At 38.4% G+C, this 20,299-nt stretch carries 21 protein-coding genes; 15 read left to right on the forward strand and 6 right to left on the reverse strand.

The annotated features are described in order from the left end of the window. Positions 1–764 precede the first annotated feature (764 nt). From H4J73_RS00010 to H4J73_RS00020, 3 genes are read left to right on the forward strand one after another with little or no spacing between them, the layout of a single operon-like run. Positions 765–1,055 carry an OadG family protein gene (locus H4J73_RS00010; protein ID WP_182181676.1) on the forward strand — a complete coding sequence of 97 codons (291 nt, stop codon included), beginning with the start codon at positions 765–767 and terminating at the stop codon, positions 1,053–1,055. 10 nt (positions 1,056–1,065) lie between these two features. Next, positions 1,066–2,835, forward strand: coding sequence for a sodium-extruding oxaloacetate decarboxylase subunit alpha (gene oadA / locus H4J73_RS00015; RefSeq protein WP_182181675.1), 1,770 nt, complete (start codon positions 1,066–1,068; stop codon positions 2,833–2,835). A 6-nt stretch (positions 2,836–2,841) separates the two neighbouring features. Further along, positions 2,842–3,972, forward strand: a complete 1,131-nt coding sequence (locus H4J73_RS00020; protein ID WP_182181674.1) for a sodium ion-translocating decarboxylase subunit beta — start codon at positions 2,842–2,844, stop codon at positions 3,970–3,972. A 268-nt stretch (positions 3,973–4,240) separates the two neighbouring features. Here H4J73_RS00020 and pdxH read toward each other — a convergent pair whose 3' ends face one another. Together pdxH and H4J73_RS00030 are read right to left on the reverse strand one after the other, a co-directional pair. Beyond that, positions 4,241–4,924 carry a pyridoxamine 5'-phosphate oxidase gene (pdxH, locus tag H4J73_RS00025; protein WP_182181683.1) on the reverse strand — a complete coding sequence of 228 codons (684 nt, stop codon included), beginning with the start codon at positions 4,922–4,924 and terminating at the stop codon, positions 4,241–4,243. Positions 4,925–5,039: 115 nt separating this feature from the next. Beyond that, positions 5,040–5,207 (reverse strand): PA3496 family putative envelope integrity protein, encoded by a 168-nt coding sequence (locus tag H4J73_RS00030; RefSeq protein ID WP_182181673.1) that lies wholly within the window; start codon positions 5,205–5,207, stop codon positions 5,040–5,042. 218 nt (positions 5,208–5,425) lie between these two features. Here H4J73_RS00030 and H4J73_RS00035 point away from each other — a divergent pair, with 218 nt between their 5' ends. Further along, a complete protein-coding gene (locus H4J73_RS00035) occupies positions 5,426–7,633 on the forward strand; it encodes a GNAT family N-acetyltransferase (protein WP_182181672.1) in 2,208 nt (735 codons plus the stop codon). Here H4J73_RS00035 and H4J73_RS00040 read toward each other — a convergent pair. Both H4J73_RS00040 and H4J73_RS00045 read right to left on the reverse strand, forming a co-directional pair. Continuing rightward, positions 7,630–7,887 carry a hypothetical protein gene (locus tag H4J73_RS00040; protein WP_182181671.1) on the reverse strand — a complete coding sequence of 86 codons (258 nt, stop codon included), beginning with the start codon at positions 7,885–7,887 and terminating at the stop codon, positions 7,630–7,632. The two genes, H4J73_RS00035 and H4J73_RS00040, sit on opposite strands and share 4 nt — an antisense overlap. Beyond that, the gene (locus H4J73_RS00045; protein WP_182181670.1) at positions 7,878–8,108 is read right to left on the reverse strand and encodes a hypothetical protein; all 231 of its coding nucleotides are present in this window, start codon (positions 8,106–8,108) and stop codon (positions 7,878–7,880) included. The genes H4J73_RS00040 and H4J73_RS00045 overlap by 10 nt, the downstream gene beginning before the upstream one ends. Before the next feature lie 165 nt (positions 8,109–8,273). Between H4J73_RS00045 and H4J73_RS00050 the strand changes: the two genes are divergently transcribed. Genes H4J73_RS00050 through H4J73_RS00060 form a run of 3 tightly spaced genes read left to right on the forward strand, consistent with a single transcriptional unit; the run spans position 8,274 to position 10,621 of the window. Then, positions 8,274–9,188: an ABC transporter ATP-binding protein gene (locus tag H4J73_RS00050; protein WP_182181669.1), complete on the forward strand. Its 915-nt coding sequence runs from the start codon at positions 8,274–8,276 to the stop codon at positions 9,186–9,188. 5 nt (positions 9,189–9,193) lie between these two features. After that, a complete protein-coding gene (locus H4J73_RS00055; protein WP_182181668.1) occupies positions 9,194–10,198 on the forward strand; it encodes an ABC transporter permease in 1,005 nt (334 codons plus the stop codon). 57 nt (positions 10,199–10,255) lie between these two features. Then, on the forward strand, positions 10,256–10,621 hold the full coding sequence (locus H4J73_RS00060; protein ID WP_182181667.1) for a YbaN family protein: 366 nt from the start codon (positions 10,256–10,258) through the stop codon (positions 10,619–10,621). Between the two features lie 69 nt (positions 10,622–10,690). On the opposite strand, the gene H4J73_RS00065 is transcribed toward H4J73_RS00060, so the two are convergent. Further along, positions 10,691–11,290, reverse strand: coding sequence for a DUF4202 domain-containing protein (locus H4J73_RS00065; RefSeq protein WP_182181666.1), 600 nt, complete (start codon positions 11,288–11,290; stop codon positions 10,691–10,693). 289 nt (positions 11,291–11,579) lie between these two features. Here H4J73_RS00065 and H4J73_RS00070 point away from each other — a divergent pair, with 289 nt between their 5' ends. Continuing rightward, complete coding sequence (locus tag H4J73_RS00070) at positions 11,580–13,217, forward strand: CTP synthase (protein ID WP_182181665.1); 1,638 nt, start codon at positions 11,580–11,582, stop codon at positions 13,215–13,217. Positions 13,218–13,365: 148 nt separating this feature from the next. Next, positions 13,366–14,664: a phosphopyruvate hydratase gene (eno, locus tag H4J73_RS00075; RefSeq protein WP_182181664.1), complete on the forward strand. Its 1,299-nt coding sequence runs from the start codon at positions 13,366–13,368 to the stop codon at positions 14,662–14,664. A 466-nt stretch (positions 14,665–15,130) separates the two neighbouring features. Here the strand turns inward: eno and H4J73_RS00080 are convergent, their stop codons facing one another. Then, positions 15,131–16,024 (reverse strand): mechanosensitive ion channel family protein, encoded by an 894-nt coding sequence (locus H4J73_RS00080; protein WP_182181663.1) that lies wholly within the window; start codon positions 16,022–16,024, stop codon positions 15,131–15,133. A gap of 160 nt (positions 16,025–16,184) precedes the next feature. On the opposite strand from H4J73_RS00080, the gene H4J73_RS00085 reads away from it, so the two are divergent. The 6 genes from H4J73_RS00085 (at position 16,185) to surE (ending at position 20,266) form a co-directional block, all read left to right on the forward strand. Beyond that, the gene (locus H4J73_RS00085; RefSeq protein ID WP_182181662.1) at positions 16,185–16,802 is read left to right on the forward strand and encodes a hypothetical protein; all 618 of its coding nucleotides are present in this window, start codon (positions 16,185–16,187) and stop codon (positions 16,800–16,802) included. A gap of 111 nt (positions 16,803–16,913) precedes the next feature. Continuing rightward, the gene (ftsB, locus tag H4J73_RS00090; RefSeq protein WP_182181661.1) at positions 16,914–17,216 is read left to right on the forward strand and encodes a cell division protein FtsB; all 303 of its coding nucleotides are present in this window, start codon (positions 16,914–16,916) and stop codon (positions 17,214–17,216) included. Positions 17,217–17,223: 7 nt separating this feature from the next. Beyond that, positions 17,224–17,982, forward strand: a complete 759-nt coding sequence (gene ispD / locus H4J73_RS00095; protein WP_182181660.1) for a 2-C-methyl-D-erythritol 4-phosphate cytidylyltransferase — start codon at positions 17,224–17,226, stop codon at positions 17,980–17,982. Further along, positions 17,979–18,479 carry a 2-C-methyl-D-erythritol 2,4-cyclodiphosphate synthase gene (gene ispF, locus H4J73_RS00100; RefSeq protein ID WP_182181659.1) on the forward strand — a complete coding sequence of 167 codons (501 nt, stop codon included), beginning with the start codon at positions 17,979–17,981 and terminating at the stop codon, positions 18,477–18,479. The genes ispD and ispF overlap by 4 nt, the downstream gene beginning before the upstream one ends. Before the next feature lies 1 nt (position 18,480). Then, positions 18,481–19,515 carry a tRNA pseudouridine(13) synthase TruD gene (gene truD / locus H4J73_RS00105; protein WP_182181658.1) on the forward strand — a complete coding sequence of 345 codons (1,035 nt, stop codon included), beginning with the start codon at positions 18,481–18,483 and terminating at the stop codon, positions 19,513–19,515. 4 nt (positions 19,516–19,519) lie between these two features. Continuing rightward, positions 19,520–20,266 carry a 5'/3'-nucleotidase SurE gene (gene surE / locus H4J73_RS00110; RefSeq protein WP_182181657.1) on the forward strand — a complete coding sequence of 249 codons (747 nt, stop codon included), beginning with the start codon at positions 19,520–19,522 and terminating at the stop codon, positions 20,264–20,266. The last annotated feature ends 33 nt before the right edge of the window (positions 20,267–20,299 follow it).

The raw sequence follows: 20,299 nt of genomic DNA on the forward strand, positions 1-20,299 counted from the left end.
GTTGTTTTCAGGGGAATGGTGTTGTGTTCCGAATTTCGCAGTGGTATTTGGGACTATTGTCGTCATGTTGAATTCATTTCTCTTGTCGTCATGCTGAATTCATTTCAGTATCTGTTCTTTGGTTCGAAGTACAGATCCTGAAACAAGTTCAGGATGACGGAGATGTGTTCAGGGGAATGGTGTTGTGTTGAGGATGACGGTGTTGTTTTCAGGGGAATGGTGTTGTGTTCCGAATTTCGCAGTGGTATTTGGGACTATTGTCGTCATGTTGAATTCATTTCTCTTGTCGTCATGCTGAATTCATTTCAGTATCTGTTCTTTGGTTCTAAGTACAGATCCTGAAACAAGTTCAGGATGACGGAGATGTGTTCAGGATGATGGCTTTGTTTTCAGTGTTTTGGGCTGTGGTATCTTATGTTTACTTTGTTCAAAGTAGCTATCTAATACAGATGCTAAAGCAGTTGATTATTTATTAAATTAGCCACCATTATATAATTATTCACATATTAAGAATAAATAAAAACTATGTGTATATTGTATAATATAGTGGCTTTTAACTCGGTAGCTCAGCGTCAATATAAAATTAAATTGTATACAATATAGTAAATATACCATTTTATGTTGATATTTCTGAAAAAATACTGAATATTTACTCTAATCTATATTGACACTAAATTATTTTTCTGAAACAGCAATAATTAGTTTGCTTTATAGGCATTGGAGTGATTATTCTAATTATACTTTTTCTTTGAATGAGATCTTTCATGGAACACCTAAACCAATTATTTATAGAAGCGGGTACATTAATGCTTGCTGGCATGGTCTTCGTTTTTGCCTTTTTAGGCTTGACGATTATTTTTATTAATGTGGTTTTAAAACGCTTAGCCATTAAATTTCCAGATGCTGTTGTCCAAACACGATCCACGCGGTCGAATCAAAAAACAAAACAAAGTGTTGATGGTATTTCACCTAATGTGGTGGCGGCAATTACTTCTGCTGTAACGCAATACCGCAAACAACATAATAAACCCTCAAGCACCGATAAAACTAAATAGGAATAAACTCATGACAAAGCCATTAGGTATCACTGAAGTTGTTTTAAGAGATGGTCATCAATCATTACTCGCCACTCGATTACGTCTTGAGGACATGTTACCCATTGCGCCAAAACTTGATGAAATTGGTTTTTGGTCAATTGAGTCTTGGGGTGGTGCAACTTTTGATTCTTGTATTCGCTATTTAGGTGAAGATCCTTGGGAACGTTTGCGCGCCTTAAAAAAAGCGATGCCAAAAACTAAACAGCAAATGTTATTTCGTGGCCAGAATATTTTAGGCTACCGCCACTATGCTGATGATGTGGTCGAAAAATTTGTTGAACGTGCTCATGTTAACGGTATTGACGTGTTCCGTATTTTTGATGCCATGAACGATGTACGTAATTTACAAACCGCCATTAAATCAGCAGTGAAAGTGGGGGCGCACGCACAAGGCACATTAAGCTATACCGAGAGCCCAGTGCATACCCTTGAAGGTTGGCTAACAATGGCTAAGCAAATTGAAGATATGGGCGCACATTCTTTATGTATTAAAGACATGTCTGGCTTATTGAAACCTTACGACGCTGAAGAGTTAATTGCTCGCCTCAAAGAAACCGTTTCTTTGCCTATTGCCCTACATTGCCATGCGACTACAGGCTTAAGTATTGCGACTCACATGAAAGCGATTGATGCTGACGTAGATGTTATCGATACCTCTATTTCGTCAATGAGTATGACCTACGGACATTCACCAACAGAAACGATTGTTTCGATTGTTGAAGGGACTAAACGAGATACCGGTTTAGACATGGTTAAGCTTGCTGAAGTTGCCACTTACTTTCGTGAAGTGCGTAAAAAATACGCTAAATTTGAAGGCAGCTTAAAAGGCATTGATGCCCGAATTTTACTCGCTCAAGTACCAGGTGGCATGTTAACAAATATGGAAATGCAGTTAAGAGAACAAGGTGCTGCCGACAAGCTCGATGAAGTATTAATTGAAATTCCAAAAGTAAGAAAAGATTTAGGTTATATCCCTTTGGTAACGCCAACCTCACAAATTGTGGGTACGCAAGCGGTATTAAATGTTTTAACGGGTGAGCGCTACAAATCAATTACCAAAGAAACTGCGGGTGTGTTAAAAGGTGAATATGGCGCAACGGCAGATAAAGTAAATGCAGAATTGCAAGCGCGTGTTTTAGACGGCGCAGAAGCGATTACGTGTCGTCCTGCTGATTTAATTAAGCCTGAACTTGATAACCTTACTGCAGAACTTGAAACATTGGCTAAAGAAAAGAAAATTGACTTAGCAGACGAAGTGATTGATGACGTTTTAACCTATGCACTTTTTCCACAAATAGGGCTGAAATTCTTAGAAAATAGAAATAACCCAGAGGCTTTTGAACCTGTACCGACTATTGAAGACGCGGTGGCAACATCTGCTCCAGCTAAAAGTTCAACAGCGCCAGAAAATTATGCAGTAAGTGTTGATGGTAAGGTCTTTGACGTTGTTGTCGCGCAAGGTGGCGATATTAGTCAAATTACCCAGCCAAATAGTGGCCAAGCAACTAAGCCGTCATCATCAGCTTCAGAGGCGTTAAATGCACCACTTGCTGGTAACATTTTTAAAGTGCTTGTACATGAAGGTGATGAGGTTGCCGCCGGTGAGGTTGTTATCATCATGGAAGCAATGAAAATGGAAACTGAAATTCGTGCCGTTAACTCAGGTATTATCACTTCAGTGGATATTAAAGAAGGCGATTCGGTTGCCGTTGGTCAAGCTTTATTGAGTTTAGGATAGATAATCATGGATTCACTAAATAAACTTTGGTTGTCTACGGGCTTAGCTAACTTTGAGTCAGGTCAAGTGATCATGATGATAGTGGGCTGTTTGCTTCTTTATTTGGCAATAGCACGTAACTTTGAACCGTTATTGTTATTACCTATGGGTTTTGGTGCGATATTAACCAATATTCCTTTAGCGGGATTTTCAGAAGTGGGTGGTTTATTACACTTCATTTATTATGCGGGTATTGATACGGGGATCTTCCCGTTGATTATCTTTATGGGGGTCGGAGCTATGACCGACTTTGGCGCGTTAATCGCTAACCCTAAAACCTTATTATTAGGTGCGGCAGCACAGTTTGGTATTTTTGCGACTTTATTTGGGGCGATTGCTTTAAACGCAATACCTGGTATTGAATTTACCCTTAAAGATGCATCAGCTATTGCTATTATTGGTGGTGCAGATGGTCCTACAGCGATATTTTTAGCATCAAAACTAGCGCCAGAATTATTAGGTGCTATTGCGGTTGCTGCTTATTCTTATATGGCTTTAGTGCCAATTATTCAGCCACCTATTATGCGCGCATTAACCACTGAAGATGAACGTAAAATTGAAATGGCGCAATTACGCCCAGTAGCAAAAATTGAAAAAATAGTATTCCCGTTAGGTGTTCTCCTGATGGCTATTTTCTTTTTACCATCAGCAACACCTTTAGTGGGAATGTTCTGTTTAGGTAATTTGATGCGCGAATGTGGTGTGGTTGACCGATTAAGCTCTACAGCGCAGAACGAGTTGATTAATATCACCACCATATTCTTAGGTTTAGGGGTTGGCTCTAAGTTAAGTGCAGAAGCCTTTTTGAATATAGAAACGTTGGGTATTTTAGGCTTAGGTGCTGTGGCATTCTCAATTGGCACCGCTTCTGGGGTGTTAATGGCGAAATTGATGAATAAACTTTCATCAACACCCATTAACCCACTCATTGGTGCAGCTGGCGTTTCGGCGGTACCTATGGCGGCACGTGTTGCCAATAAAGTGGGGCTAGAAGCTAATCCACATAACTTCTTACTTATGCACGCGATGGGACCTAATGTTGCTGGTGTGCTTGGCTCGGCGGTTGCTGCAGGTATTTTGTTGGCGCTCGTTGGATAAAGGTAGTTTTATTATGACCGTTTTTATAACACGTTATTATTCAATAACACCACTGCTTGGTAACTTTGTGTAAGCCACTATTTTTTAAAATAGTGGCTAGTATTTTAAAAAAATAGCTTTAAGTCAGTAAAATAAAGGTAATAACCACTTTATTGAGCGCAGTAATATTGTTCAAAATAGGCATCCTATAAATCCATTGACAGTCCATGTCAGTAAATTACTACAGATAAAATTTATTTAAATGCCTTTAAAATCATAAAATAAAATATTAAGGATTTAATTTAAATTGACGCCATAATGTTTTTGGGTGTTTTTGTGTTTCTTCTGCAGTTTGCTCTTGCTCAAAGCAAATGCGGTCATGTAAACGGTTAGCGCGACCTTGCCAAAATTCGATATAGTGAGGCTTTATTCGCCAACCACCCCAGAATTCAGGTAGCGGTATTTCTTGACCGGCAAATTTTTCAGCATAGTAAGCTTCGCGCTCTTTTAATACGTCTTTACTCGCCAGTGGTGAGCTTTGCTTTGACGCCCACGCGCCAATTTGGCTGCCTCTATCTCGGCTATGAAAGTACTTTTCTGACTGTTCATGAGTCACTTTTTCTACCACGCCCTCTATACGGATTTGGCGTTGTAGAACATTCCAGTGAAATAATAAGGCGATTTTATTATTTTCCGTTAAATCTTGGCTTTTACGGCTCGCGTAATTGGTGTAAAAAATAAAACCACTTTCATCAAACTCTTTTAATAACACCATACGAGAGCTTGGTTGGCCATTTTTATTCGCACTACTAACCGACATAGATTCAGGTAATAAAACACCTGATTTTTTTGCGTCGTTAAACCATTGTTCAAATAGCTCAATGGGGTTTGTTTGTGAAGAGAACTCGGGGAGTGGTAAAGCAACCCCTTGACCAAATGTTAATAAACAACGTAATTTTTCAAATAGTGTCATAACGATAGAATAAAATGATGTTAGGGATAATAAGTATTCAGATAATAGCATGAATGTTTTATCTGACAATAAGAGATTGTGCGCTTAATTTACTCTAATCAATAATTATATACGATTAAATATCCCAATCGTCAGAGAAATCTAATGCTTCACGGAGTCGTTTTTTTTCTAGCAAATCATCAATACGTTTTCGTACTTTTGAATTTTTATCTGCTTTTTTCCCTGTAGCGAGATCTTTGTCGTATTTCTCTGATTCGTCTTTTTCTCTATATTCATCTGACATTTTCGTGTTTTTCTCACGGTTAATTATATTTATTAAAAGGGATTAATTTGAAGATAGGCAACAACTGAGAAAATTTCAATAAAATGGCTTAATCATCTACTTCATTTTCACGACGATAGTGTTAGAACAATAAATCGTAAAGTATAAATAGTTTTGCATTGTGCCAGCACATTGATAAACTGATTTATCTGCAGACCTACTATAATTTAGCGACTACTATGCCCAACCGTAATTTCGCCGAATGGCTTGAACAATGTCAATGTCAGGCATTAGCAAATTTTCAGCGTCAATTGGTTTTACTTGTGGGTGATGCTTGTTGGGTAAAGCAATTATTGGGATTAACGGTACAAACGCCAACTAAAGATGCTTGGTTAGTCTTTAGTTATCATCAAGAAATACCCGCGACTATTAATAGTAAACATTATGCTCAGCAATTGGGTAGCGAGCATAATAAGATACTCTTCTCTTGTGTTGAAGGTAGTGAAAGTTCAACACCTGATACTATCAATTTAGACGCGTTTGCCGCACTTTCAGGTACTTTGGTTGCTGGGGGCGTTATGTGCTTGTGGCTTGAAAATCCGTTAGTACAAGCGATTAAACAAACTGATTTACTTTCATTAAAATATTTTTATCAACAATTACTCAATAACAAGGAACTGATCACTCTTTCGCAAAACGCTAAGCAAACGTTCCCGGTGTTAAAACAGGCATTACCTGTAGCACCTTTTGTCAACGATGATTTTTTATATCAATGTAAAACGAAAGAACAACAAATTGCTGTTGAACATATTATCAACGTGAGTCAGGGCCATAGAAACCGGCCCTTAGTGTTAACGGCCGATCGTGGGCGAGGTAAGTCATCTGCACTGGCTATTGCTTGTGTTCAGTTAATTGAAAATAATAATGGTGTTGGTAGCGAGAAAATTGATATTTTCATCACGGCTCCTCATATCCGCGCTTTAACGGTTTTTTATCGCCAAGTTGCCTTTTCATTTGCGGCATGGGGTACAAAATTTGACTCTGTTAATGCCAGTAAAACGTCAATAACTCATGCCTTTGGTTCTATCACTTTTATTGCGGTTGACCGACTTATTCAAGTAAGCGATTCATTGAATGTTTCGCTACTACTTGTTGATGAAGCTGCAGCCATTCCTGTACCGCTATTAACAAGGTTAACGTCTCGTTTTTCACGGGTTGTATTTTCGAGTACCGTACATGGTTATGAGGGTGCAGGGCGTGGCTTTACGGTTAAATTTCAACAGGAATTGCAACAACGGGTACCGCAGTGGCGAAGTTTTCACATTGATGAACCTATTCGTTGGTGTAAAGAAGACCCATTAGAAAACTTTGTTTTTGAAAGTTGCTTACTCAATGCGAAGCTAGCAATGTTGCCTGCATTAGCGGGTATTTCTTCGAACCCCTTATTGTTAACCCAGGCATCAGCGCAGCGCTCAAGGGAAAGGGAGTTATGTGTTAAGCAAGTCTCGGCAGGGTCGCTCATCGAAGATACTGATTTATTACAGCAGGTTTTTGCTGTTTTAGTGACGGCGCATTATCAAACATCACCAAACGATATTACGCTATTACTTGATAATAAGGCGGTAAAACTCTTTATTGCTACAATTGATAACCATATTGTTGGGGTTGCGGTACTCCTTGAAGAAGGTTGCACTGAAAACTTCGAGATTCAAGCCATTGCAGAGAATAAACGGCGATTAAAAAGTCAATTTATTCCTCAGTCATTACTGACACATTGTGGTTTTAGCGAAAGCTTTAATTATCAATATTTACGCATTTTACGTATTGCCATTCATCCGCAATATCATGGTTGTGGTTTTGGTACGTGTTTTATTAAACAGCTTGAAAAATTTGCTAAAAAGCAACGGTTTGACTTTATTGGCGCAAGTTTTGGCGCTAATGCACCCTTGCTTAAATTTTGGCAGGATGCTGATTACCAAGTGGCTCGGATCGGTTTTACCCAAGATAAAGCCAGTGGTGAATATTCTGCTTTAGTGCTTTCTGCAATGAGTGACCGTGGTCAGTTTTTTGAACGAAAAATAGTTAATGAATTTTATCATTCATTCGATTACTTGCTCACGGACGAATATAAAGGACTGACACCTAAACTTGTTTGGCAAATATTACACCATTGTCCTGATAAAAGTTTACCGCAATTAAGTGCTCATCAAGTGAGCAGTATTAATGACTTTACCTTAAAAAAGCGGCAATTTAGTCACTGCGTAAAAGCGCTGCATTATTGGTGTGTTATTCATTGTAAACAAGCATATCAGCCACAAATATTGTTGTTAATTGAACGGATTTTACAGAAAAAAACACTTAGTGAGGTGTGTGAAAACCATCAACTAACCGGTAAAAAAATGCTTAACACCGCATTAGTCGATTATATTTCACAACAACACACTTAGGCTATTTGCTGTTGCCAAAACTTGAGCATGGTAAAATAATGACAAGGTTGACTAGCGAAAGCAGTAAAGTCGTCATGCTTTATGATGCGCGTTAAGTAGTAGGTAATGACTTTTGCTAAACCGTTACTGGGGTGTTTAGCGTAAGTATTCGTTAATAGATTTAACCAGTCTTCTATTTGGCAAAGCTCGCTTGAGCGTGCAATGGCACAGTGAAAACTTTTTGAATGCGAACTGGCTGAGTAAGTTAGCGACATAATGATTGTTCTCCTTGTAAGCTGCTCTGTAAAATTGATTGCCATAATGTTTTGCGTGCAGCATCGTCTAAGCACCTGCATTCATGGCCGGCTAAGGCGCCAGATAATATTAATCTCTCTAATAATTTAATGGGTAATTCAACTTGTGCTTTTTCATTATTAGAGCTCTCGTAACGGTCTTGGATATTTTTTCTATTGATATAGTATTGTTGTGCGCCCATGGTAAAACTCCTTTTATTAAGATTGCTTTAAATTAATTTAATGTAAAAAAAGCAGCAATGCAAATGATAATTATTATCATTTGTATTTTATTTAGTTTAATTATGTAATCTTCACAAATATCGCATTACAATAATGCGCAAGAAACAGGTATTGATAGGAAAGTTATGACAGAAGTTGAAAACTCACTCAACGATACAAAAAATAATATTATTGAAGTGAATCGTTTAGTGAAAACCTACAAAGGTGTTCAAGCCGTTGACGATATAAGTTTTGCTATTACTAAAGGGCACTGTTTTGGTCTGTTAGGGCCAAATGGCGCGGGTAAAACGACAACGATTGAAATAATGGAAGGGATAATTAGTACCACGAGTGGGCAAGTACTTTATTCAGGAAAAGCCATCAGTAAAGATATAAGTCAGCAAATAGGTATTCAATTTCAGAGTACCGCCTTGCAAGACTTTTTAACCGTACAAGAAACCTTAAATTTATTCACCGCGTTTTATGACCATACCTTACCTCATCAGCAATTGATCGAACTTTGTGGTTTAAAAGACTTTTTAGATAGAGATAATCGCCTATTGTCGGGCGGACAGCGTCAACGGTTATTATTAGCACTGGCGTTAATTAACGACCCAGAAATAATTTTCCTTGATGAACCAACCACTGGACTTGATCCACAAGCGCGACGAAATTTTTGGCAGTTAATTAAAAATATTAAAGCACAAAATAAAACGGTTATTTTAACCACCCATTACATGGATGAAGCAGAGCAACTTTGTGATGACGTGGTTATTATGGACAATGGTAAAATTATTGAAAGTGGTACACCAAACAGACTCCTTGCTAAACATTTTCATAACGTATTTATTTACCTGCCTAAAGCGCAAGTACCTCAAGCATTAATTGATAAGCATCAGTGGGTTATTGCACACGACCGTGTCGAAATTAGCACACAACAAGTAGAAGAAACCATCAGTTTGTTAATTGCTGCACAAGTTCCGCTAGACGGATTACAAGTGAAGTCTCCAAACCTTGATGATCTTTTTCTAAAATTAACTGGCCATTCGTTAAGGGAGTAATATTAATGAATTTAAAACGTTTTTTTGCGGTAGTAAAGGCCCGTAATATTGAATTTTTTCGTGATCGTTCATCCTTGGGGTGGAATTTGCTCTTTCCGATCTTAATGCTAGCCGGTTTGTCTTTTGTCTTTTCTGGCGACGGGAAAGCGGTTTATAAAGTTGGGGTTGTTAATATTGGATCCGTGCAATCAACGTTTATGGAAACACGTTATGTTGATTTTATTGATTACCAAGATAAAGTGTTAGCAACACAAAAGTTAGAACAACATGCCATTGATTTTTTGGTTGATTTTAATGAAAAAAATTACTGGGTAAGTCAAGGTTCACCCAATAGTTACCTTGTTGAAAAAATATTTATAGGACAACATAATGACTTTCAACGTTTAGAAACCTACGGTAAGAAAATCCGTTATGTTGATTGGGTCTTACCTGGAATTTTAGGCATGAATATGATGTTCAGTTGTCTGTTTGGGGTTGGCTATGTCATTGTACGTTATCGTAAAAATGCGGTACTTAAACGCTTAAAAGCGACACCACTTTCAGCGTTTGAATTTGTGTCTGCACAGTTAGTTTCACGTATCTTTATTGTGATGTTTATGTCGAGCGTTGTGTATATTGGTTGTAATTTGTTTTTCGATTTTTATATGTTGGGCAGTTATTTTGATCTCTTTATGATTGCTATTCTAGGCGCGGTTAGCTTAATTTCGTTAGGGTTGCTTGTTGCAAGCAGAAGTAAAAGTGAAGAGCTTATTGGCGGTTTACTTAATTTAACATCATGGCCAATGATGCTGCTCTCAGGCGTATGGTTCAGTTTAGAAGGTGCGCCTAATGCGGTGAAAGTCTTGGCTGACTTCTTACCTTTAACACACTTAGTGGCTGGCGCGAGAAAAGTGATCACAGAAGGGGCTACGCTTGCCGATATTAGTTATCACGTAATGGCACTATTAATAATGAGTACTATTTTCTTAGCATTAGGTTCGTACTTATTCAGTTGGAATACCGAACGTTAATATTAAAGTGATAACTTTGTTATCACTGTTTGAGCTTTCATGCATTAAGGCGTTTATATGTTACTAAAAATTGCCGGCATATTTTTTGTAGCTCTTGCTATATTAGGTGTTGTTTTACCGATTTTACCGACAACGCCTTTTTTATTGGTTTCGGGTGCTTGTTTCGCTAAGTCTTCGCCGAAAATGTATAAAATGTTACTGGACAATAAAGTTTTTGGACCACTTATTTACCATTGGCAAGCATCTCGCAGTCTTCCAAGGAGTGCTAAGATAATAGCGTTAACTTCTATTGTCTTAGCGTCTAGCTGGTCGTGTTATTTATTAGATAATAATATATTACGGATTGTGATCATCGCTTTGGTGACAGGGCCATTTGTTTTTTTATGGCGATTGCCTATTTCGGATGGAAATAAGCAAACTTAGCGCTTAACTTCAGCCATTATTTTTTATTGAATAAATGTAAAGAAAAAATATTTTATTATCTTTAAATACTTATTTAGCTAAAGCCTTACCCACTAATGCTGCTAGGTGATCAGGTAACGTTAAAGAAAGGGCTATTTCGTGGCCACGGTCTGACATTTTTCCCCACGTTTTTTGGACGATATTAATTATTTTAGCTTCGTTGTTTGCTTCTGTGTATTTTGCGGCAAAAGCATCAAAGTAATATTGTAAAAATACCAGGCAAGCCACATCTTCTAAAATTTGGGTATGCTCGTTAGTTTTAAGCTGTTCTTTTCTTAAAATACAAGCGGTTAATTCAGCTTCATTTTCATCATAACCATTTTCTAACATTAACGATTTAGTCAGCTGTGCATGGAATTTTCCTTGTGCAATTCGCCATTGATAATACCCTGCTTTACCTTCATCAAATTCGTTACGTTTTGAATCCCAACGTTTAATATGCTGAGCACGCACCGCAATTTTTACTAATTCATTCGACTGGGGGAAATACTGCTCTAAACAAGCGGTCATGTACTGACCGTAAAGTAACTCATTGGGTTGAGAAAACCCATTAACCTGCGTTTTGTTCGGATCTTCACTATTTATTTTATCAATAGCAGAATGTACGGTTGTTAAACGAGATGAATTCATAAAGGGTATCCAATGCCTAGGGCGAATTAAAACAATATGTTAGCTTTTTATGGGTAAAATAAAAACTCCAATTAAATTTTTTGTCAAAATAAGAGAAATTGATTTGTTGATCATATTGTCGTGGTAGCTAGTTTTAAGTATAATGTTTTCCCGTCCTGCTAGGTTGGTGTGTTTTTCAAAATCATGACTAAACTTACCTTATTATTCGCAATTTATTCGCAAAATATGCTAGCAAAACAACTTAAGCAAAAAACACAAAATTCCTGCTCACTCTGACTTTTGGTATCACATGACAACTAGATATATTTTTGTAACCGGCGGCGTTGTATCGTCTCTTGGTAAAGGTATTGCAGCAGCATCACTCGCCGCAATTCTTGAAGCGCGCGGCTTGAAAGTAACCATGTTAAAACTTGACCCTTATATTAACGTTGATCCGGGTACAATGAGCCCTATTCAACATGGGGAAGTTTTTGTTACTGAAGATGGCGCTGAAACCGATTTAGATTTAGGGCATTACGAACGATTTATTCGTACCAAAATGACTAAACGCAATAACTTCACTACTGGTCGAATATATCAAGATATTCTAGCGCGTGAGCGTAAAGGCGAATTTTTAGGTGCCACCATTCAAGTTATTCCTCACATAACGAACGATATTAAACGTCGAGTTATTGAAGGTGCTGAAGGTTACGATGTAGCAATGGTTGAAATTGGCGGTACGGTGGGTGATATTGAATCTCAACCGTTCTTAGAAGCTATTCGTCAGTTAGGTACCGAATTAGGACGTGAACGTGCAATGTATATGCATTTAACGTTAGTGCCTTATATTGCAACAGCGGGCGAAATAAAAACCAAACCGACTCAACACTCAGTGAAAGAGCTTCGCTCGATTGGTATCGTTCCTGACATTTTAGTGTGTCGAAGTGAGCGTACGGTTCCAGCAAACGAGCGAGCAAAAATATCTTTGTTCACCAATGTTGCTGAAAAAGCCGTTTTATCAATGCGCGACGTTGATAGCATTTATAAAATTCCCGCTTTACTTAAAGCGCAAGGAATTGATGAGCTAGTCGTTAAGCGTTTTGGTCTTGATGTACCTCCTGCTGATTTAAGTGAGTGGGAAAAAGTACTTTACCAAGAAGCCAATCCTTTTGGTGAAGTGACTATTGGTATGGTCGGTAAATATATTGAATTACCTGACGCTTATAAATCTGTAAATGAAGCATTAAAACATGCAGGTTTGAAAAATCAGGTAACGGTAAACATTAAATACATAGACTCACAAGACCTTGAAAGCAAAGGAACTGATGTCTTAGGAACCGTTGATGCGATTTTAGTCCCAGGCGGTTTTGGTATTCGAGGTGTTGAAGGCAAAATTCTAGCGGCAAAATATGCTCGTGAAAATAAAGTACCTTATTTAGGTATTTGTTTAGGTTTGCAAGTAGCGCTTATTGATTATGCACGAAATGTGGCTGGCTTAAGTGGCGCGCACAGTACTGAATTTGACCCTGAAACTCCACACCCAGTGGTCGGTTTGATTAATGAATGGTTAGATAAAGCAGGCCAAATTGAATATCGTCATGAAGATTCAGACTTAGGCGGCACTATGCGTTTAGGCTCACAATTGTGTCACCTTGTGAAAGGTACCAAGGCGTGCAACGTATATGGCAGTGAAACAATTCATGAGAGACACCGCCATCGTTATGAGGTAAACAATAACTACCGTGACCAAATCAGTAACGCTGGTTTAGTGTTCTCGGGGTTATCTTCGGATAAAACATTAGTTGAGATGATTGAAATACCTGATCATCCTTGGTTTATTGCTGGGCAGTTTCATCCGGAATTCAATTCAACACCGCGTGATGGACACCCATTATTTGAAAGCTTTATTGCTGCTTCATTTGAGCATCAAAAACAGCAATCAAATTAAACCTGAAAATTAATAAAACCGTAGCCTTATGCTGCGGTTTTACTTTCTGGCAAAATTATTTATGGCAGAGTGTTTTATCTCTAAAATTTGAAATTAAAACTTAATCGCGGTTCATTCGCTGTAGTGAGCCCCATTCAAAGGAATTATAATGTCGAATATCAGTAAAATTATCGCGCGTGAAATTATGGACTCACGTGGTAACCCAACCGTTGAAGCTGACGTATTTTTAGCATCAGGTGCTTGGGGACGTGCTGCAGCACCTTCTGGCGCATCAACAGGTTCGCGTGAAGCGTTAGAGTTACGTGACGGTGATAAGTCTCGCTATTTAGGTAAAGGTGTATTAAAAGCGGTTGCGGCGATAAACAATGACATTCAAACGGCATTGATCGGACAAAGTGCTTTAGATCAAGCGGCTATTGATCAAATAATGATCGATCTAGATGGTACTGAAAACAAAGAGAAATTTGGTGCTAACGCCATTCTTGCTGTTTCATTAGCAAATGCAAAAGCGGCTGCAATGGAAAAGAAAGTGCAATTGTTTGAACATATTGCTGACTTAAACGGCACGCCGGGTCAATACTCATTACCTTTACCTATGATGAATATCATCAATGGCGGTGAGCATGCAGACAACAATGTCGATATTCAAGAGTTTATGATCCAACCAGTGAGCGCTAAAAACTTTAGTGAAGCATTACGGATGGGCGCTGAAATATTTCATGCTTTGAAAAAAGTATTGTCAGCGAAAGGACTTAATACCGCTGTGGGTGATGAAGGTGGTTTTGCACCCGATTTAGCTTCAAATGCTGATGCCCTAGCAGTGATTAAAGAAGCGGTTTCTGCTGCCGGTTATGAATTAGGTAAAGATATAACATTAGCGATGGATTGTGCTGCCTCAGAGTTTTACGATAGCGAGAAAGGCATTTATGACCTTAAAGGCGAAGGTAAGCAATTTACCGCTAACGAATTCTCTGATTTCTTAGCAACACTCTGTGAAGAATACCCAATCGTTTCAATTGAAGATGGCTTAGATGAGTCAGATTGGGATGGTTTTGCTTACCAAACAAAGTTACTCGGCGATAAAATACAAATCGTTGGTGATGACCTATTCGTGACGAATACTAAAATCTTAGCGCGTGGTATTGAAAACGGTATTGGTAACTCTATCTTAATTAAGTTCAACCAAATTGGTACATTAACAGAAACCTTAGCCGCGATTAAAATGGCGAAAGACGCCGGCTTTACTGCGGTAATTTCTCATCGCAGCGGCGAAACTGAAGACGCAACCATTGCTGACTTAGCCGTTGGTACTGCGGCAGGGCAAATTAAAACGGGTTCTCTTTGTCGCAGCGACCGTGTTTCTAAGTACAATCAATTGTTACGTATTGAAGAATACTTAGGTGATAAAGCTATATTTAATGGCCTGTCAGAAGTTAAAGGCCAATAGTTTATTGATAACAGTCTTTTAATCCTATTTCGGTGTTGAAAGTGCTCACTGACTATTGTCAGCTGCGCGCTTTCGCCTTGAACTAGAATCAAAATTCAAGTTATCAATTAAACTATTAGTAAATAGTCATAAAAAAACCACTCATTTGAGTGGTTTTTTATGTTCAGGATGAACGGTATGTCACGATCACATGGCCGTTCTTAGGCATCCATGCCTTCTCGGCATTAGTACATCCCTGTACGTCGATGTGAAAGAGTGACGATGTTCAGGATGGCCATTCTTAGGCATCCATGCCTTCATGGCATTAGTGCCTCCATGCCTTCATGGCATTAGTGCCTCCATGCACGTCAACGGTATGTCATGGTCACATGGCCATTTTTCGGCATTAGTACATCCCTGTACGTCGATGTGAAAGAGGACGATGTTCTGAATTCGTGGTTGAAAGTCGGACTTCCTTTACGAATTTTTACGCTTTAGAAGTCAAATGAACATCGCGTTGCGGGAACGGGATCTCGATATTGTTTTCTTTTAGGGCTAAGTATATTGCTTTGTATGCTTTAAATTTAGCGTCATAAAAATTAGCGGTGGGTGTCCATAAGCGTATCGAAATATTAATAGAACTGTCAGCAAATTCGTCAATACCAATTTGAGGTAACCGTGATTCACCAACAATGTTTAATTCATCGATCATTTTTTCTAAAATGGCGATCACTTGCAAAGGGTCTTCTTTATAGGCAATGCCAACCGTTAACTCAAGTAATGAGTCATGCTTTGAGTTGTGCAATATTTCGCCAACAATATGCTTATTAGGAATCGTAATACAAACACCGTCTTGGTCATAAATAATGGTATAAGCGAGTAAAACTTCTTGTACTACACCCGTAACACCTTGAACGGTTATAGTATCACCAACAACGAACGGGCGAATAATAATGATATTGAAGCCCGCAGCGTAGTTTGCTAACAATCCTTGCAGTGCTAAACCTGCACCTAAAGAAATAGCACCAATGGCAGCAATAAATGGCGTCACACTAATACCTAATTTACTCAGCGAGATAACCGTTATCATGACCACAATAAGCATTTTAGTGGTGCTGGCTAAAAACTGGCTTAAGGTAATATCAAGTTTATGTTTGGTACACAGTTTCAATACAACGTTTGAAATTTTTCCTGCAACGAGATACCCCAGTGAAAAAATGATGAAAGCACCAATTAACTGAAAGGTGTAATTCGCAAAAAAATCAACAATGATATTATAGATATAACTGACCTGATCTATTTCTTGTCGTAATAAATCGGTTGGTGCTAATGAGATCGCTTTTTCTACTTCTGGGGGGGGACTTGCTACTTTTTCAAACATATAATATCCATGAATTGTCTGCTTTAATTAAAGTGAAGTTTTATTACCTACCCACATAAATAAGAATGTAGCTTTATTTTATCTTCTTCACACAATAGGTTATGCTTAAACTTAAGGTTGAATTCTACTCAGTAACGTATTAAAAAGCACTCAATTATTCATGAATGAACAAACTTCATTATGGCAACAAGACTATCAATCAGCTGATTTTGCTGAGCTTTGTAATGCGTTGTACGAAAGGGAACTTGGCTTACTCAGTGAACTTGCGCTTTCGTCAGCCCCATCAATTCAAGGGCGGCTTAAAAGTTTGCCACATTATATCAAGCGAACAGCGCATTCAATGCTTCAGGTAGAAACGCCACTTAAGCTTGACGTACAAAATGCAAGTTGGTCAGCTAAACAAAGTGTACAAATGCCGTTAAACGGTCAAGACACTGAATCAGTAAATAAATGGTATATTTCTGTGAATTTACGTCATGGCTTAGTCGTACCTATTGCGACAGAGTCAACCATTCTCTTAGACTCCATTGACAGAATCGATTTTGAACAGCAGCGTTTTAGAACAAACCTACACGGTTGGTTTTATTTTTCTGCAATGGCAAAAAATAAAGCGACAGGCCAGTTACTCAAACCTAATAAGAAAGTAATGATAGCCGCTTGCAGTGGTCATTGTTGGCTAAATACCCATAGATCAAACCCAATGACACCTAGTTTGCGTGAATTGTTGTTATCATGTGCAATTAATTGGCGTAATTTCAAACAAACTTTAGCTATTTGATTTTAAAAAATGTTAAATGTGCTAATAATGTTTACACTAGCAAACACCTATTTATAATGGTCGTTATACTGGTATTTATATAGATCAATTTTAGGCTTTATTTAGGTTTCTATGCGCGCAATAACCGTACTTCTACTGATTTTTATCGTGTTATTACAACATCGGCTCTGGTTCGGTAAAAATAGTGTGCCTGATTACCTTGCCTTAGAGAATGAAGTACAACGTCAAATACTTGATAACGATAAACTTAAACAACGTAATAAATTACTCTATGCTGATACCGATGATTTAAAGTCTGGCGTTGAGGCCATTGAAGAACGTGCCAGAAATGAATTAGGCATGATAAAGGAAGGCGAAATATTTTTTCGTTTAATTCCATCAGAAAAAAATACTATGCAAATAGATCCGGAATAATAATTTTATGTTAACTAAGCCGATAACGCTTACTCAACAATTCGTTGTCATTGTTCCTGCTGCTGGCGTGGGTAAACGTATGTTGGCTAATTGCCCTAAGCAATATTTAACCATTGATAATAAAACCATATTAGAACATACCGTTGAACGATTACTCAGTCATCCATTGGTAAACAAAGTGATTATTGCCCTTAGTGGTAATGATGAGTATTTTCCGCGCACGTCATTGGTAAATAACCAAAATATTCAAACAGTTATTGGCGGTAAAGAGCGAGTTGATTCGGTGCTTGCTGGATTAAAGGTTATTGATACTGAGTGTTACGCTTGGGTGTTAGTGCATGATGCAGCAAGACCTTGTGTTTGCCATGACGATATTTCTAACTTGATGAAAGCATGTATAGAAAAACAAACTGGTGGCCTGCTAGCTTCGCCGGTTCGCGATACGATGAAACGCTCATTCAGTGGAGATTTAGCTGAACACCAAGTACTAAAAACGGTTGTTCGGGAAAATTTATGGCATGCGCTGACACCACAAATGTTTAAAGTAAAGGCGTTAAAAGAGGCTATCATTAACGGTCTTAGTCAAGACGCTGATATTACTGACGAATCATCAGCGATTGAATTTGCTAATGTACCTAGTTTGTTGGTTTGGGCAAGTAGTGAAAATATCAAAATTACCCATCCTGATGATCTCGCACTCGCTGCTTTTTTCTTAGCTAAGCAAAAACAACAGCAACAAAAACACAAATTACAGGAAAATGCATGAGAATAGGTCACGGCTTTGATGTACACAAATTTGGCGGTATGGGTCCCCTTATATTAGCGGGTGTAGAAATAGATTACCCAAAGGGTTTTATCGCTCACTCTGATGGTGATGTCGCTATCCACGCGTTATGTGACGCAATATTAGGCGCGCTTTGCTTAGCCGATATTGGTAATCACTTTCCTGATACTGATGGCCAATATGAAAATATCTCTAGTCGAATTTTATTAAAGCATGTGGTTAACTTGATGATTAAAAAAGGCTATCAACTGGGAAATGCTGATATTACCATTGTTGCACAAGCACCTAAAATAGCACCGCATCTACTAGCGATGCGTACTTGCTTAAGTGAAGACTTATACGCCGAACTTGATCAAGTGAATGTTAAGGCAACAACCACTGAAAAATTAGGATATGCAGGCCGTAAAGAGGGCGTAGCGGTTCATGCCGTTGTCTTATTACTAAAATCTTCTACAGCCGTTATAGAGAAAAATCAATAATATGAGTCAGTCATTACAATATTTATACACACAACCGGAGTCTACAGGTCAGTTACGTAGTGAAATGTCAGACTTTAAGGTATTCGAAAGATTACCTTTTGAACCTTGTGGTGAAGGCGAACATCTCTTTATTCATATTAGAAAAACCGGTGCTAATACCCTCGTTGTCGCTCGGGAGTTAGCTAAGTATTTCAAAGTAAAAGAAGGGCTTGTCTCCTATGCTGGTCTTAAAGACCGCTTTGCCGTTACCGAGCAATGGTTTGGTATCCATCTTCCCGGTAAGACTGTTTATGATCTAAGTAATTTAGCCATTGAAGGTGTTGAAGTGCTTTCGGTAAAACGCCATAACAAAAAGTTGCGTATTGGGGCCTTATCAGGTAATCGCTTTGAATTGGTGTTACGAAAAGTGAGTAATATTGATGATGTCTTACGACGATGGGCTGCTGTTAGCCAATTTGGCGTGCCTAACTACTTTGGTGAACAACGCTTTGGTATTAATGGTGGTAACCTTGATAGAGCTTTAGAATTATTTCAAGGAAAGAAAGTAAAAGACAAAAAGAAACGAGGTCTGTATTTATCTGCTGCTCGTTCAGAGATCTTTAATCAAATAATTAGCCAACGTATTGAAAATAATCAGTTTGAATCTTTAAGTATCGGTGATGTTTTTATGTTGAGTGGTACGCAATCGGTTTTTTTAGCCGAAGCAATTGACAAAACCATCATGCAGCGCTTTCAAGAAAAAGATATCGATTTAACGGCTGCCCTATGGGGGGCGGGTGAATTAATGTCGCAAGGTGAATCGCAACAATTAGAGCAAGAAATTGCTAACGAATATAGTGATTTTTGCCAGGGCTTAGTCAAATTTGGCTTAAAACAAGAGCGACGCAGAATAAGATTATCATTAACAGAAGGTCAAATTACCGCTGAAAATGATACGATAACGCTCAGTTTTTTTCTCCCTTCGGGGTGTTATGCAACAACCATATTGCGTGAACTTATTAATTATCAAGATATGACTGAACGAGTAGGAAACTAAACGGATGAAAATATTATTAAGTAACGACGATGGCGTGCATGCTTTAGGCATTAAAATTTTACATGACGAATTAGCGAAAATAGCTGATATAACTGTGGTAGCACCCGATAGAAACTGTAGTGGCGCCAGTAATTCTTTAACATTATTGAACCCGTTGCGCATTCAGACTTTAGACAATGGCTTTATTTCAGTTAACGGCACACCCACAGATTCAGTTCACCTGGGGATAAGCCAACTTGTTACGCCAGATTTAGTTGTCGCAGGCATCAACTGTGGCGCTAATTTAGGTGATGATACCTTATATTCAGGCACGGTAGCGGCAGCAACGGAAGGACGTCATATGGGCATGCCGGCTATTGCTGTTTCATTGGTGGGACAAAGTGAGCAGCATTACCAAACGGCAGCGGTAGTCACTGCAAAATTTATTCAGCGTTTGCAATCACATCCATTAGCGGCGGATCAAATTATCAATATTAATGTGCCTGATATTCCTCTTGATGAATTAAAAGGTATAAAAGTAACACGTTTGGGTAATCGCCATAAAGCTGAGATGATGGAAAAAACACAAGACCCATGGCAACGTGATATTTATTGGTATGGCCGCTTAGGCCAAGAACAAGATTGTGGAGAAGGCACTGACTTTCATGCTGTTGCTCATGGCTATGCGTCAATAACACCATTAACGGTCGATATGACCGCGCATGGCAGTTTGGAATCAATCACTCGTTGGGTGGGTGACTTAACCGTTTAGTCGACTTTAATTTTAGATAAGAAAAATAAAAAG

The sequence above is a fragment of the Colwellia sp. MB3u-41 genome (assembly GCF_014076845.1).
In the GTDB taxonomy this organism is placed as follows: Bacteria; Pseudomonadota; Gammaproteobacteria; order Enterobacterales; family Alteromonadaceae; genus Colwellia_A.